The following is a 14,481-nucleotide window of genomic DNA, read 5'->3' as shown; positions in this document are numbered from 1 at the left end:
GTGCATGACCTCCTTCATGATAAATCCATAGGATCCACATCTACATTCCAACGAACCCCATTACTTAATTTATTTCCCACCAGCCACTCTCGTAACTGCGTTAAAACATTTTTTAAATGTTTACGCGAAGAGGATTTAATCAGCAGTTGCATGCGATGCTGATTGGCTTTACGAGGCATAGGGGCGGGTGCAGGTCCCATCACCATAACCGGAGAGTTTCCTATACACTCTTTGGCCGCATGTAAAAATTTTAAAACACTGCCCACGGCTTTTCCTTGCGCTCTAATTAAGGCTAAATACTCGAATGGAGGAAGTTGGGCTTGTTGACGGGTAGTTAATAATGCATCTGCAAAGGAATCATAGCCTTGTTGAATCAATAAATTGAGCAAAGGGTGATCGGGGAGATGCGTTTGTATTAAGACTTGACCTTCCTGATCAACACGGCCTGCACGCCCTGAAACTTGTATTAATAATTGTCCTAAATGCTCCAAAGCACGAAAATCCTGATTATAAAGTCCTGCATCAGCATCAAGAATAACAACCAAAGAAAGGCGAGGAAAATGATGGCCTTTGGCAAGCATTTGAGTGCCTACAATTAACTGTGCCTCCCCTTGATGAATTTTAAGAAGATGTTCATCCAAAGAATTTTTTTTGCGCACAGCGTCACGATCAATACGAATCACTTGGGTATCAGGAAAATAGGAGCTTAGGAACTCGTGGACGCGCTGGGTTCCCGCACCAACCGGGATTAATTCCACACTATGACAACTGAGGCAGTGGTCTGGAGTTTTTTGGACTAACCCGCAATGATGGCAAATCATCTGCCCAAGATATTTATGCAGGGTCAAATGGCTGTCGCAAGCGCGGCAGTCAGCCATCCAACCGCATTGATGACACAAGAGAACAGGAGCAAAACCACGCCGATTAATAAATACCAGGACCTGATTTTGTTTGTGCAAGTGCTCCTGAATTACTTGTAAGGTTGTGGTTGCCAAGCCATGCTGGAGTGGCTGCGATCGTAAATCGATGAGTTGATAGTGCAACGGGGTTGTGGAGAGGGCCTTTTGATTTAAACGTAATAATGTATATTTCTTTTGCCTCACATTGTGGATGCTCTCAAGACTTGGGGTTGCCGAGCCCAAAATAACAGGTATATTTGCCAAATGGGCCCGCATCAAAGCCGTATCTCGGGCGGAATAACGCACCCCCTCCATTTGCTTTAAGGAAGCATCATGCTCTTCATCAATCACAATAAGACCTAAATCAGGCATCGGTGTGAAAATTGCAGCCCGAGTTCCGATCACCATTTGCACTTTGCTTTCCTTGGCCAATTGCCATGCTACCTGACGCTCCGTTTCATTCAAGTTCGAATGGATTACGGCGATTTGCTCTTTGAAACGTTCCTTAAAACGGGAGACTAATTGAGGTGTTAATCCAATTTCAGGAACCAGGATTAATACTTGCTTTTGTTGTGCCAGTACTTGAGCGATTACCTGCAAATAGACTTCCGTTTTCCCGCTTCCTGTGATCCCTTGCAACAAAAAGCACTGATATTGGTGTAAGGCTTCGGTGATTGCAGTTACCGCCACCTTTTGTTCGGGATTAAGAGGCAAGGGGGACGATAATGAAGCTTCCGTTCTTTCGGGCAACATGATTTGCTGTGATAAGGAAATAACTTCTGCAGCCAGTAAACTGCAAAGCTGGGTGGAATTAAATCCTTTCTCGGTTAAATGTTGCCTGAGAATTGGTTTTGTTTGCGTACTCAAAAACTGGATAAGCTCGTGTTGTTTGCGGGCTCGGGCAGGAAGATGCTTTTTGGCTTCCTCCAACGGTAATGCCAATTGATAAAAATCTCCCATGGGTAATTGGCAAGGCTCCCCCAAGCGATATTTTTTAGGTAAGGCAAGTGGTAATACCTCAGATAAAGGGGATTGATAATAATTGGCAATCCAGGAGCATAGAGTCAACATGTCTTCCTCGATTAATGGCTGTTCATCAATGAGGGTACCGATGCTCTTTAGTGCGCTAATATCATGGGAAGTATTTACCTTGCCGATTACCAAACCCAGACGAATTTGTTTGCGAAAAGGAACCCAAACTCGAGCTCCGATACATGGGCTTAAACCTTCTGCAACATAATCAAAATACTCACGATGCGTATGGGGAATACAGACTTGATAGATGATATTTTCCAGCTCTGCGGCATTCTCCTCGATAATCTCTAGAGATGGAGCTTCAGCAAAGGATGTAGAATTATCCTCAATAGAATGACTGCGCTCACTTTTATTCATGTACTCTTTGCCATTGGTGGCTGGCTGATTGTCCTGGAGCTGAGAAAACCTTAACCACCACAGTTTCAATACGATGGCGATCCAGCTCTGCTTTATCTTTAATCAATTCATTGACAAACCAACGGGATAACTCTTCAACCGTGATATTCGATACGGGTAAAAGAGTCACGTCTTCTTTAAGAAAAGGGATTTTTTTGTGGTTAAACGTAAAATAATAATACTCTTCATCCTCCGCAAATTCTAAAAAGGGAGAAAATTGCGGCATCAAAAAAGTCTGGTTTAGAAATCGGCATAATTTATGGATACGTTCCTTGTAATAGCGATAATCAAAGGTCATCCCATTTTCTTCCACCCAGGTAGTGAGGGCCAAATAAACTCCATACATATGCCCATGTAAGGGCTCTCTTTCTGTTGCAGAGAAAATTGTCGTATGTCCCGCAGAAAATTTCATGGACTCTTTTTGGAGTTCTACGGTTGTCAGGTATTTTTTTATAGTCATAAACTCACTCGTTTATCATGTAACAGGAACCCGTTTAAGGGAATATCCACATTTTTGCTTAAAGCAATTACTTTAAATAACTCTCCCATTTCACTGGGAAGGGTAAGCTGCTTTATCGCTTGCTTCGCATGCACTAGTTCCAACTCGCTATCCAATGAATTTAATAAGCTTAGCAAACCGTTAGCCAGCAAAAAAGAGGCTTGGTTCGTAAAACCGGAAATATGGAAGCCCGCTTGATGCCCCGCTTCCGCTACATGCGTAAAATCAACATGTGCGGTTATGTCTTGTTCCCCTGGGTGCATTAAAGGGTCAGGATGGCTGTGGTGTTGATAATGGCACATTAAAGTTCCCTGATTTCTATCCGGATGATAATACTCATGACGGGGGAATCCATAATCAATTAAAAATACCACCCCTTGGTGCAGCATCTGATTAAGATTCAAAATCCAATCATCAATAAATAGATTCACCTCCGAAAGATAAGGAGCATTGGATAATGACAATCTGTTATTGATGTAATCCAGTAATCGTTGATTCTCGCAGGGCTTAAATAATTCGACTAAATGCTGCTGTTCATCCAGGGCCACATAACTTTCCATGATAGCCTCATCTGTTTTCATAAAACGGTGCACAGGCATTGCATCCAGAACTTCATTAGCGATAACCACTCCGTTAAAAGGAACTTGCGGCCACCGCTCAAGCCACGTCACCCGCTGCGCTAAATGAGGAATTTTTTGATTTATCAGTTCACGTTGGCGGTGCTGTAAGTTCGCACTCACTTCCAAAATATAATAGGTTTCAGGCAAACAGTTCTGTTTTTCCAGATGCTCCAGAATGGCGACACACAAAGCTCCCGAACCTGCGCCAAATTCGAATAAAACAGGAGACTCAAGTTCCATAAGCACTTGCTGGCATTGATTGGCAAGAGCTTTACCAAACAATGGGGTTAATTCGGGAGCAGTAATAAAATCACCCTGCCTCCCTAATTTTTGCAATCCGGAACTGTAATATCCATGTCCGGGGGCGTACAATGCCAGTTGCATGAATTCAACAAAAGGAATCGCCTGGCGTTGAGTCAGGAGCGAATTTAAGGTTTGTAATATACTCATAATTAATAACTTAAAATGATATCCCCTCACCCATGAATGGAGGGGCAGTGTGAGGGTGGTAATTGTAGCATTTATCGTTCATCAGCCACAATCAATACCCTCATCCACACCTCCTCCTGGGGTGGAGCTGGATTGCAACAGGTGAAGGTCAGATCATTGAATAGGAAACATACATTGAATCCATCAGCCAAAGAAGATACGAAGACCGCTTTAGTTACGGGCGGTGCCCGCCGTATAGGAGCTGCCATTGTCAGAAAATTGCATGCAGCAGATTATAAGGTAATTATTCATTGCCATCATTCCTTGCAAGAGGCACAATGCCTGGCCGCAGACTTAAATGCGCATCGCCCCCATAGTGCTTGGGTTTTGCAAAAGGAACTTACGGCTCCAGGGGCAGCAGAGGAGATGCTCACTTCAGTTCAGGAATGGACTACCCGTCTGGACTTGTTAGTTAATAATGCCTCCGTCTTCATCCGTACTGATTTGACCACCTTCGCGGATACAGACTGGTATTCCCTGTTTGACATTCATGTTAAAGCCCCTTTTTTACTATGTCTTGCAGCCCGTCCCTTATTGGCAAAGCACTCAGGAGCTATTATCAATATAACCGACATCCATGCACAAAAACCTCTGAAAGAATATTCGGTGTATTGTCAAAGCAAAGCGGCTTTGGAAATGCAAACCAAAAGCTTGGCACGGGAATTTGCACCGGAAATAAGGGTCAACGCCATTGCACCAGGCGCAACTGCCTGGCCTGAAAATTTCAATTCCCTGACTCCCGAAGCCAAAGAAAAAATCATTGCCAAAACCCCATTAAAAAAACATGGCGATCCGGACTGTATTGCCCAGGCTGTGCTTGCTTTGGCAGAAAATTCATTTATTACAGGACAAATACTCAAAGTCGACGGAGGAAGAAGCTTGCTTGGCTAGGTGGGGTTAATTCTTTCCTATTGATTTATTAAATTCCTTACCTAATAATGGGTAAAACAAATCAGGATGAGAACCAATTCATGAAGAAACTAGCTACTATTATGTTTTGTGCTTTGGGTATGGGCATGGCAAATGCCGGTACAATGGGCCCAGTATGCAACCCTGATAACGTGACTGTTCCCTGTCCCTGCAATGCTTGGGAGATAGGCATCAGCGCTTTATATTTACAGCCAACCACAAATTCACCCCTGCTTAACCCTACTATACTCTCATTAAACGGCGGCTCGTATCATGGCCTTAAATCCAAATCAGCCTGGGATTGGGGATTTCTGCTGCAGGGGGGCTATCATTTTAATACAGGTAATGACCTTAATTTAAATTGGCTGCACTTTAACGGCAATAGTTCTAAGAATTTTGTAGTATCTTTTCCTGTAAGTACAGAAATCCCAGATATTACTAATACTGCGCATTTGAAATATGATACTGATGTTGATGTCGTCAATCTTGAATTGGCGCAAAGCAGCGATTTTGGCAGGAAAACAAATATCCGTTTTTATGGCGGAGGACAATACGTCAACTCCGAAATTAAGCGTACTGAACGTAATTATGAAAAAACCAGGTTCACCCCCACTGATACTCTTTTCCAATATTCGACAACTCATACTAAATTCCAGGGTGCAGGTCCACGTGTCGGGATAGACATGACCCATAAACTGAACTACGGGTTTTCGCTCTTTGCCCAAAGCGCTACAGCCTTACTCCTTGGGGAGCGAAAAGCAAAATTATCGGGGGCAAACCTAAGTGGGCTTGCCAGTACTTCTTTTAGCGCCTATGCCAAAAGAAGCCGCATTATTCCCGAGCTGGAAGCCAAATTAGGGTTAAACTATCAATGGATGACCCCCAATAATGGAACCTTTAGCTTAATGGGCGGCTGGATGTGGCAACATTACCTGAATATGTTCCTTATGCCTCCAGGAGGAAGAACTAATCTTTCACCAGTTGTCACTCAGAATGATTTCGCTATGGATGGCCCCTTCATCAAAGGGAAATGGGTTTCTGGATGTTAAAGGAAGTTAATGGGTCTAATATCCCCTTGTTGTCAAGGCGCGGCAAGTAGTCGGGGGGTGGCCTATCACATCGATCTTTCATAAAACTGCAGGCGTCTTGTTTTTTCTTCTGGCGTTAACGGCATTTCTGTTTAGAGGAACAAGCGATTATTCAATTTTACTGATCAGTTACAGCATTATGCTTGCAGTACTGGGTTTTTCCTTTGCCCTTCAATGGTCTGCAAAATCAGTTCAATATGACGCATTAATGTGCTGGATGCTTCTCTGGCTTGCCTGGACAACTTTCCCGCCTTTATTGGGGTGGGTGTCTGATACTGCTCTTTTCGGTATTTTCCAATGCACCGCCTGGGTATTTACATTTTTTTTAGTGACCCAACATCCTCATCCGGAATGGTTATGGCAAAACTTATTGAGATTATTCTGGATTTTGGGGTTGGGTTGTGCGGTGTACGCTCTTAATCAACTTTTGTTTAGAAATGCAATGCCGAGCGGATTTTTTGCAAGTAAAAATACTGCCGCCGCCTTTTTAATGGTCGTGAACCTGCTATTAACAGGCAAGTTTTTTACTCTAAATCATCTTCAGTCTGAGGTGGCAGACCCTTCTAAGACACAAAAATTGCAGCAAATTTTTCTTTTAAGCAGTATTTATCTCCTCAGCTTTGCCTTATTCGCCGCATTAAGCCGCGGGGTTATGCTGTGTTTTATTTTCTTCACGGCCGTAGAAATCACTTTATGCCGCCATACGCTTCAAAAGAAGAGTATTTATCAAATATCCGCAGTTGTGGTTCTGGCTTTACTAACATTATATTTATTGGCTCAACCAGCCATACAGCATCGGCTGTATTTGCTTGCTCATGAAAAATCCCGCCTCGTTATTTGGAAAGGGGCCTGGCACTTATGGCAAGCATCGCCCTGGTATGGCTTGGGAATTTTCAATTTTAAGCAATACTACCCTGCATTTAGTTTACCCGGTGATGGCTCCAATCTTGAATACGTCCATAATGATTTTTTGCAATTGTTGATTGAGACAGGAGTCCCTGGTATGGTCATCCTGCTTGCAATTATCGTGGTATGTGTCAAATATTTAATGCGTTACTTGCGTGTTCAGGAGAAAAATCCTGTCGCCCATATTCAGGGCATGGCCTGTTTTGCTGCCTTAGGGGCTTGGACGTGCCACAGCATTATTGATTTTAATTTTTATGTATTTCCCATGAATCTGCTCCTGGGGTGTTGTATCGGGTATCTTTATTGTTTCTTTAGGAAAGAAGGATGTATCCACATTTATTCATTGTCATCTGGTAAGGTTTTCTGGAGCTTACAAAGCGTCATTGTGTTATTTCTTTTCCTCATAAGCAGTTATTTTTTTCGTTTTTTAATTTTGGAACATTATATTGGTAAAACCGAGACTGCACTTCAGCAAAAACAATATCGCCAGGCAGTGACTTACAGCAACCATGCTTTGCACTTTTTTCAATTTGTGGAAGTGCAAAGTTTGCAAATAGATGCTTACTTGCAATTAATCCAAAGTGCTGCATCAGAACGCCAGCGCCATCAGTGGACACAGAAAGCACTTACTGCCATTGAGCAGGCAATAGCAATCAATCCCTATTTTGCCCGTTCCTATTTGCAAATGGCCTTATTGCAAAGCTTGGCTCTTAATCAGCCTGCGACTGCAAAAGAATATTTTCTTAAGGCATTAAAAAGTAATCCCCGCTTTTGTTTGGCGCGGCTTACTTATGCCCGCTTTCTCATAGAGGATAATGAACTTGAACCGGCGCAGAAAATCTTGGAGGCCGGTCTTCATTATCCTATACCTCCAGAATATATTGAAATGTACTTAAATTATCTTGCCAGACTTCGTTTTGCACACGGAGATGAATCCGGGGCGCAACAAGTAATTCAGCGGCTAGGACAACTCCGGGTCTACAATCAGGACTATAGTGATTTAATTTAAACTATCTATGGAGCAATGTAGAAAACTGTGAACTTCCTGCAAGGAATCCAATTGATAAAATCGCTGTAAAATGGATTCATTTAATTGTTTACCAAAATAGTAACGAACCAATGACTTGCTTTGTAAAACCGCCTTATACTCGTCTTCCAAAGCAGCCAATCCTTCTAAATGGGTCATAAAAAGCTTGATTTTTTCAACAACACTTACCGCGACACCCTGTTGCTCTAACAGTTGCTGATACAGCCACGGCTTACCGCTCCCAGCTCGGGAAATCATATAAGCGTCGCAACCGCTTACGTCTACAGCTTGTTGTAAACTGGCAAGATCGTGAATGTCTCCATTGGCAATTACGGGAATAGTTACGCTTTGCTTGATTTGGGCAATTTGAGACCAATCCGAAGCCTTATTGTAATCATCAATCCAGCGTCGGCCATGCACAATCAAGGCATCTGCCCCAGCTTCTTCAATTTTTTTGGCCACAACTAGATCCTGCTCATTGCCTTGAATACGAATTTTTATTGTGAGCGGAATCGTAATTGCCGCCCGTACTTCTTTAATAATTCGCATCAATTGGTCTGGAGCCTCAAGCAAAGCGCTCCCTGCACCCTTTTTGCGTATTTTAGGTTTAGGACACCCGCAATTTATATCAATAATATCTGCACCATTACCCTGTAACTTCAGGGCAGCTTTCGCCAGAACGCTCGGCTCTGTACCGGCAATTTGATACGCAAGAAACTGTTCCTGCGGTGCCCGATAAATATAGCGGGAGTTCGCAGCATGTTTATACAGGACATCGTTTGCCGAACACATTTCCGAAACGCTATATGCCGGTGGTGCATAATGATTAAATAAAGTTCTGAATGGGGCACAACTATAACCAGCCAAAGGTCCTTGAATTAATCGGTTTGGCAAAATCAAGGAACCTATTTGCAAAGAACTATTAATAAAAGCGTGCATCAATTTATTTCATGGATATAATGAGTGCCTATTTTACCATACTTGCATAGAAATCGAATCTAACAGGAAAAACACCTTTATGGACAAACGCTATTTATCTCCTTTGGAAATGCTCAATATTGCCACCCAACATGCTTATGCTGCTGATTATCTACTGCAACAAATTACCAATTGGACCTATAGACAAACGGATCCCCTCACCGTATTAACCCCTGTAACTTCATTAATTTATCAAGCCTTTCAACTGACGTTAAAAGCTTATTGTTTACATGACCACCGTCCAGTTAAAGAACATAAAAATCTGATGGAACTGGTAGAATTAAATAGCCACCTGGGCTTTTCTCGTCAGGAACTCGACTTATTAAAAACACTGGCGAAACAACAAGTTTTTCTTAAGGGAACTGACTATGATTTATGGGAAAACCAGCAACAGTTCCATGTTTTTTGTGAAGAAATTCTCTCCCTTTATCAAAAACTGCAAACAATGATGCCCTTGGAGCTGCATCCAGACTATCTGCAATAGTCCAGGAGTGGGATGAGGGCATACCCCGACCTTAACCTTTAGCAGATGCAAAAATATATTCACCATTTTAAATCCAGACAAAAAGATAAGCGGGCAAATATTGAACAGCAAAACAGCTGCAGTACTTGGCATCGCGTTCAATTCACGCTAGGATAAGTTTTTCTTTATTTTACTCTTTTCGGTGTTATTTTTTTAAGGTAGAAACTATGGAGCAGGTAGAAGATAGTAAGACTGGAAATGCAGTGCAAAACCAAATATTACGGTTAAGCCACCGTTTGAATTCGCAAATTCTAGGTCAGAATGAATTAATTTCACGTTTGCTCATTGCTTTACTTGCTGATGGCCATCTATTAGTAGAAGGAGCCCCCGGGTTAGCGAAAACCCGAGCAGTAAAAGAATTGTCCGATGGTGTTGAGGGCAATTTTCATCGCATCCAATTTACACCAGATTTATTACCTGGCGATTTGACCGGCACGGATGTCTATCACCCGCAAAACGGTTCTTTTGTATTTCAACCGGGCCCTATATTTCATCACTTGCTGCTCGCGGATGAAATTAACCGTGCTCCGGCGAAAGTCCAATCCGCTTTACTGGAAGCAATGGCGGAAAGGCAAGTTACTATAGGGGGCAAGACCTATCCTTTGCCTGAGTTATTTCTGGTGATGGCTACACAAAACCCGATAGAACAGGAAGGTACTTACCCTTTGCCTGAAGCACAACTGGATCGATTTTTAATGTATGTGAAAATCAGTTATCCTGATGCCAAGGTAGAACACGATATTTTGGCTTTATCACGAAAAGAAGCCTTGGGGGCGGCAATGGCTACAAAACCGCCAACATCAGAAAAACTATCACAAAAAACATTATTTGAAGCCCGTAAACAAGTACTGAATGTGCATACCAGCGAAGCTTTGGAAAATTATCTGGTACAATTAGTAGTAGCAACCCGTAATCCTGGGATATACAGTGAGGAACTGGGCCGCTGGTTGCGTTTTGGCGCCAGCCCTCGCGCAACAATTGCCCTGGATCGCTGTTCCAAAGCGCATGCCTGGCTTTCTGGGAGAGATTATGTCACCCCAGATGACATTCACGTAATCGCCCACGATGTATTAAGACACCGAATTTTATTAAGTTTTGAAGCAGAGGCGGAAGGGATCCATAGCGATGATTTTATTGACTCCTTATTACGGTTGGTTGCTGTCCCGTAGGTAGAATAGTTTGCAGCCTGGGTTATGTTGTATAATTAGCGGCTGCACGCAACACTATTTTAAGCTTTAACCCTACGCAGAAATACGAAGTTCATGAGGTTTTTATGGCTAATGGCGTTATTGCAGAATTAAATGAATTAATTGATTTGAGGCGTTATGTGCAATCCATCCACTATCGTCCCCAAGGCAAAGCAATACGGTCAGGCTCTCATTTGTCGAAATTGCGTGGCCGCGGCATGGATTTTGCCGAAGTAAGAAATTATCAGGCAGGTGATGAAATACGTCATATGGAGTGGCGTGTTACGGCACGCACCGGCCGCCCCCATGTCAAAATTTATCAGGAGGAGCGTGAAAGACCGGTAGTCATTCTCACGGACTTTAATCCATCCATGATTTTCGGTACCCGCATTGCATTTAAATCAGTGATTGCTGCCCGCTTAACCGCCTTGCTTGCCTGGACTGTAATCAAAGAGGGCGACCGTGTGGGAGGGGTATTTTTTTCAGCCACCGATCACAGTGAATTTACTCCTCGCAGTCGGGACATGGGTGTGTTGCCTTTGTTGGCTTCTTTATGCAGGTATACTGACCAGACAGAGGAGCAAAGGGAGGCTCAACCACGACAGCTTAGTGATGCCTTGGCCCGTTTACGCCGCGTCGTTAGGCCTGGGAGCATTATCGTTCTCATCAGTGATTTTTACTCTATGGATAGCGAATGTGAAAAGCATTTAAATCGATTACGCTATCATAACGACATTTTGGCTTATCATATTTGTGATCGAGTGGAACTTGCCCCACCAAAACCTCAACAATATGCCATCACCAATGGCCGACAAGAACTAATACTTGATACCAGTGTGCGATCTGTAAATACCGCGTATGCACAATATTGCCAGCAACGTATAGAGAACTTGCAAAACCAATTACGGCGCTTATATATTCAATATGTTCAGGTCACCGCAGATGTTGATTTGGCACAGATGGTACGGCAAACGTTCCCCCGGAGGTCTCGTGGCTAACCCTGATCCCTTGGCGCAATTAAAAGACATTCATCTTCCGGCACCAATTGGTTGGTGGCCGTTGGCTCCCGGTTGGTATATTCTGATGGCTCTGATTTTATTTATAGCAATCATTCTCGCCTACGGTGCTTACAAAAGGCATCGTTACGCTTTGGCGAAGAAACAGGCTTTGCTTTTGCTAAATGATTATCGAAAAAACTTTGATAAAGAGCAGAATAGCTCCTTAACCTGTGCGCGTATCTCCGAATTGCTACGCCGGGTTGCACTTGCCTATTACCCAAGGGAGCGTGTTGCAAGTTTACATGGTGAGGATTGGCTTAACTTTTTGAATGAAACCGGGAAAGGTACTGATTTTAAATTGGTAAAAGATTTGTTGTTAGATGCGCCCTTTAAAACAGAGTCAACCATGGATCTCAAACCCTTGTTCCAAACTGCCCAACTTTGGATTAAACAAAGGAGAGTGCCATGTTCGAATTAGCAAATCCATGGATTTTAATTATTTTACCTATCCCCTTGTTCTTCTGGTTTTTGATACCCCGGGCTAAAGTACAATTGCCTGCTGCATTGAAAGTACCTTTCTTTGCTGCCATGATGCACATAGCGGATCAAGAGAAGCGTTCCGTTTCGGCACAATATTCACTACTGGTTCCGGCTATAGTGTGGTTGTTATTAGTTATCGCTTTAGCAGGCCCACGATGGATTGGCGCGCCCAAACCAATTGCACGCGAAGGCTTTAACATCATGATGGCTTTGGATTTATCAGGTAGCATGGAAATTCCCGATATGCTCCTGCACGGGCGTCCGGTTAGTCGTCTGAGTGTCGTGAAAAGTGCTGCCGAGCAATTTGTGCGCGAACGCCAAGGAGACAAAATTGGCCTGATTCTTTTCGGGACACGCGCGTATTTGCAAACCCCGCTCACCTATGATCGGCATACCATTCTCTTGCGGCTTGAGGATGCCACTGCCGGCCTTGCAGGCAAAACAACATCCATTGGCGATGCTGTAGGCCTTGCGGTAAAACGACTGAATGATGTGCCTAAAGAAGGAAGGGTTCTTATTTTATTGACCGATGGCGCCAATAACTCCGGTATCCTTGCCCCATTAAAAGCAGCTGAATTGGCAAAGGAAGAAGGAATTAAAATCTATACCATCGGGTTAGGGTCTGCAGGGGAGTCAAGAGCGTTGGTTGGCGATTTGATCATGCAAAACCCCTCGGCAGATTTGGATGAAGAGACCTTGGAAAAGATGTCGGACATGACTGGGGGGCGTTATTTCCGCGCTACGGATACTGAAACATTACATTCCATTTATAAAACAATTAATGAATTGGAAAAAGTAAACCAGGAACAGGAAACTATTCGTCCCCAGAAAGAGTATTATCCCTGGTTTGTTGGTATGGCATTGTTACTCTGTTTTTCCTGGCTCCTTCAGAAAACTAATTTGACCTTGAAAGTAAATTCTGCGGCACTCACTCAGGAGGCGTTAAAATCATGATTGCAGATTTTCATTTTTTAAGGCCCTGGTGGCTGCTCATGATTTTGCCTTTATTTGGGTTAATATGGATTTTATGGCAGCAAAAACCAAAATTACATGCTTGGTCAGAAGTGTGTGATTCTCATTTACTCAACCACCTATTGCAAAAAAAAGGACCTGGTCAACGACTGGGGTCTATGCTCTGTCTGTTTACTAGTGTCTTGTTTATGATTTTGAGCATCGCCGGGCCTGCCTGGTACAAACTCCCCATAGCAACATATAAACCCGTACAGCCCAGAGTTCTAGTGTTGGATATGTCCGACAATATGATGGCAAATGATTTAACACCCAACCGTTTAAGCCGTGCTAAATTTAAGCTTCATGACTTATTTGCCCATAAGGACGTGGGTCAGTTTGGTCTTGTAGCGTTTACCAGTGAACCCTTTATGGTTTCACCACTTACTGATGATGGCCGGACTATTTCATCTTTACTTTCCTCACTGACCCCAGACATTATGCCCGTTGCGGGACAGAACCTTGGAAGCGCTTTGGATGAGGCCAGTAATTTAATCAAACAGGCAGGATATAACCAGGGCCAAATTTTGGTATTAACTGCAGATGCCCCCACCAATGATGCCATTGCCATCGCCAAAAAATTGGCAGCCTCCGGCATCCATTCTTCTATTATGCCAGTCAAAGCCGATAAAAATCTGAATCCTCTTTTTGGCCGTTTTGCTGATGCAGGCAACGGTCAGCTGGTACGATATACCCCGGATTCCAATGATATCAACCAATGGCTCAATGCAAGCAATAATAACGAATTTGCTTTAAGCAAGGATGAAGACATACCGCTTTGGCGCGATGAAGGACGCTGGTTTTTAATACCTGCGCTACTGCTGCTTTTGCCTGTATTTCGTCGTGGTTGGATGCAGAGGGTCGCCGTATGATGCGTTATTTTATGTTTTTATTTATTTCATGTTTGCCTTTAACGACTCACGCCTTCAGTTGGCAAGACTTATGGTCCACATCCGATCAACAAGGGCGCGATTTAATGGCAAAAAATCAGTTTGAACAAGCGAAGGAAACATTTACACGCAACGATTGGGCTGCGACAGCCGCCTATCGTGCCGGAGATTATCAGAAAGCCGCGGAGATTTATCAGGCACTTAAAAACGAAACAGGCTATTATAACCAAGGCAATGCCCTGGCGCATATGGGCAAGTACGAAGAGGCAATTAAAGCGTACGATAAAGCACTGGCACTTAATTCACAAAATCAGGATGCCATTTATAATCGCAAACTGGTGGAAGAGCTTTTAAAGAAAGATCAAGAAAAGAAGCAAAACAAAGATCAACAAAACAAAGATCAACAAAACAAAGATCAGCAAAACAAGGATCAACAAAACAAAGATCAGCAAAACAAGGATCAGCAAAACAAAGAGCAACAAAACAAAG

The 14,481-nt window shown here is 43.2% G+C and carries 13 protein-coding genes and 1 pseudogene; 10 read left to right on the top strand and 4 right to left on the bottom strand.

Annotated elements, in window-relative coordinates:
- Window positions 1-14: 14 nt before the first annotated feature.
- The 3 genes from KYQ_RS00610 to KYQ_RS00600 are packed head-to-tail and all read right to left on the bottom strand — an operon-like array spanning window position 15 to window position 3,899.
- Window positions 15-2,291, bottom strand: a complete 2,277-nt coding sequence (locus tag KYQ_RS00610) for a primosomal protein N' (protein ID WP_010652282.1) — start codon at window positions 2,289-2,291, stop codon at window positions 15-17.
- Window positions 2,284-2,790 (bottom strand): 6-pyruvoyl trahydropterin synthase family protein, encoded by a 507-nt coding sequence (locus KYQ_RS00605; RefSeq protein ID WP_010652281.1) that lies wholly within the window; start codon window positions 2,788-2,790, stop codon window positions 2,284-2,286. Before KYQ_RS00605 ends, KYQ_RS00610 begins: the two co-directional genes overlap by 8 nt.
- Window positions 2,787-3,899, bottom strand: a complete 1,113-nt coding sequence (locus KYQ_RS00600) for a class I SAM-dependent methyltransferase (RefSeq protein ID WP_010652280.1) — start codon at window positions 3,897-3,899, stop codon at window positions 2,787-2,789. Before KYQ_RS00600 ends, KYQ_RS00605 begins: the two co-directional genes overlap by 4 nt.
- Before the next feature lie 174 nt (window positions 3,900-4,073).
- Between KYQ_RS00600 and KYQ_RS00595 the strand changes: the two genes are divergently transcribed.
- The 3 genes from KYQ_RS00595 (at window position 4,074) to KYQ_RS00585 (ending at window position 7,850) form a co-directional block, all read left to right on the top strand.
- Window positions 4,074-4,829, top strand: coding sequence for a pteridine reductase (locus KYQ_RS00595; RefSeq protein WP_029488941.1), 756 nt, complete (start codon window positions 4,074-4,076; stop codon window positions 4,827-4,829).
- 80 nt (window positions 4,830-4,909) lie between these two features.
- The gene (locus KYQ_RS00590) at window positions 4,910-5,896 is read left to right on the top strand and encodes an Lpg1974 family pore-forming outer membrane protein (RefSeq protein WP_010652278.1); all 987 of its coding nucleotides are present in this window, start codon (window positions 4,910-4,912) and stop codon (window positions 5,894-5,896) included.
- A gap of 97 nt (window positions 5,897-5,993) precedes the next feature.
- On the top strand, window positions 5,994-7,850 hold the full coding sequence (locus KYQ_RS00585; RefSeq protein ID WP_010652277.1) for an O-antigen ligase family protein: 1,857 nt from the start codon (window positions 5,994-5,996) through the stop codon (window positions 7,848-7,850).
- On the opposite strand, the gene KYQ_RS00580 is transcribed toward KYQ_RS00585, so the two are convergent.
- Window positions 7,842-8,807 carry a tRNA dihydrouridine synthase gene (locus KYQ_RS00580; protein ID WP_019349451.1) on the bottom strand — a complete coding sequence of 322 codons (966 nt, stop codon included), beginning with the start codon at window positions 8,805-8,807 and terminating at the stop codon, window positions 7,842-7,844. The two genes, KYQ_RS00585 and KYQ_RS00580, sit on opposite strands and share 9 nt — an antisense overlap.
- Window positions 8,808-8,886: 79 nt before the next feature.
- Between KYQ_RS00580 and KYQ_RS00575 the strand changes: the two genes are divergently transcribed.
- From KYQ_RS00575 to KYQ_RS19400, 7 genes and pseudogenes are all read left to right on the top strand, one after another.
- Window positions 8,887-9,330: a hypothetical protein gene (locus tag KYQ_RS00575; protein WP_010652275.1), complete on the top strand. Its 444-nt coding sequence runs from the start codon at window positions 8,887-8,889 to the stop codon at window positions 9,328-9,330.
- Window positions 9,331-9,536: 206 nt separating this feature from the next.
- The gene (locus tag KYQ_RS00570; protein WP_010652274.1) at window positions 9,537-10,538 is read left to right on the top strand and encodes an AAA family ATPase; all 1,002 of its coding nucleotides are present in this window, start codon (window positions 9,537-9,539) and stop codon (window positions 10,536-10,538) included.
- 104 nt (window positions 10,539-10,642) lie between these two features.
- On the top strand, window positions 10,643-11,554 hold the full coding sequence (locus tag KYQ_RS00565) for a DUF58 domain-containing protein (protein WP_019349450.1): 912 nt from the start codon (window positions 10,643-10,645) through the stop codon (window positions 11,552-11,554).
- Complete coding sequence (locus KYQ_RS00560; protein ID WP_010652272.1) at window positions 11,547-12,032, top strand: DUF4381 domain-containing protein; 486 nt, start codon at window positions 11,547-11,549, stop codon at window positions 12,030-12,032. The genes KYQ_RS00565 and KYQ_RS00560 overlap by 8 nt, the downstream gene beginning before the upstream one ends.
- Complete coding sequence (locus tag KYQ_RS00555; protein ID WP_010652271.1) at window positions 12,020-13,048, top strand: VWA domain-containing protein; 1,029 nt, start codon at window positions 12,020-12,022, stop codon at window positions 13,046-13,048. The genes KYQ_RS00560 and KYQ_RS00555 overlap by 13 nt, the downstream gene beginning before the upstream one ends.
- Window positions 13,045-13,974, top strand: a complete 930-nt coding sequence (locus KYQ_RS00550) for a VWA domain-containing protein (protein ID WP_019349449.1) — start codon at window positions 13,045-13,047, stop codon at window positions 13,972-13,974. The genes KYQ_RS00555 and KYQ_RS00550 overlap by 4 nt, the downstream gene beginning before the upstream one ends.
- Window positions 13,950-14,481: pseudogene (locus KYQ_RS19400) on the top strand (tetratricopeptide repeat protein); the annotation flags it as partial. The gene KYQ_RS00550 and the pseudogene KYQ_RS19400, both read left to right, overlap by 25 nt.

The organism is Fluoribacter dumoffii NY 23 (assembly GCF_000236165.1).
Lineage (GTDB): Bacteria > Pseudomonadota > Gammaproteobacteria > Legionellales > Legionellaceae > Legionella > Legionella dumoffii.
Note: the sequence above shows the minus strand (reverse complement) of the source record. Positions and strands in the feature narration are given on the sequence as shown.

Excerpts from the sequence above, each read along its gene's own strand:
- KYQ_RS00610 (WP_010652282.1), bottom strand. The coding sequence starts at position 2,291 with ATGAATAAAAGTGAGCGCAGTCATTCTATTGAGGATAATTCTACATCC.
- KYQ_RS00605 (WP_010652281.1), bottom strand. The coding sequence starts at position 2,790 with ATGACTATAAAAAAATACCTGACAACCGTAGAACTCCAAAAAGAGTCC.
- KYQ_RS00600 (WP_010652280.1), bottom strand. The coding sequence starts at position 3,899 with ATGAGTATATTACAAACCTTAAATTCGCTCCTGACTCAACGCCAGGCG.
- KYQ_RS00590 (WP_010652278.1), top strand. The coding sequence starts at position 4,910 with ATGAAGAAACTAGCTACTATTATGTTTTGTGCTTTGGGTATGGGCATG.
- KYQ_RS00580 (WP_019349451.1), bottom strand. The coding sequence starts at position 8,807 with ATGCACGCTTTTATTAATAGTTCTTTGCAAATAGGTTCCTTGATTTTG.
- KYQ_RS00575 (WP_010652275.1), top strand. The coding sequence starts at position 8,887 with ATGGACAAACGCTATTTATCTCCTTTGGAAATGCTCAATATTGCCACC.
- KYQ_RS00570 (WP_010652274.1), top strand. The coding sequence starts at position 9,537 with ATGGAGCAGGTAGAAGATAGTAAGACTGGAAATGCAGTGCAAAACCAA.
- KYQ_RS00565 (WP_019349450.1), top strand. The coding sequence starts at position 10,643 with ATGGCTAATGGCGTTATTGCAGAATTAAATGAATTAATTGATTTGAGG.
- KYQ_RS00555 (WP_010652271.1), top strand. The coding sequence starts at position 12,020 with ATGTTCGAATTAGCAAATCCATGGATTTTAATTATTTTACCTATCCCC.
- KYQ_RS00550 (WP_019349449.1), top strand. The coding sequence starts at position 13,045 with ATGATTGCAGATTTTCATTTTTTAAGGCCCTGGTGGCTGCTCATGATT.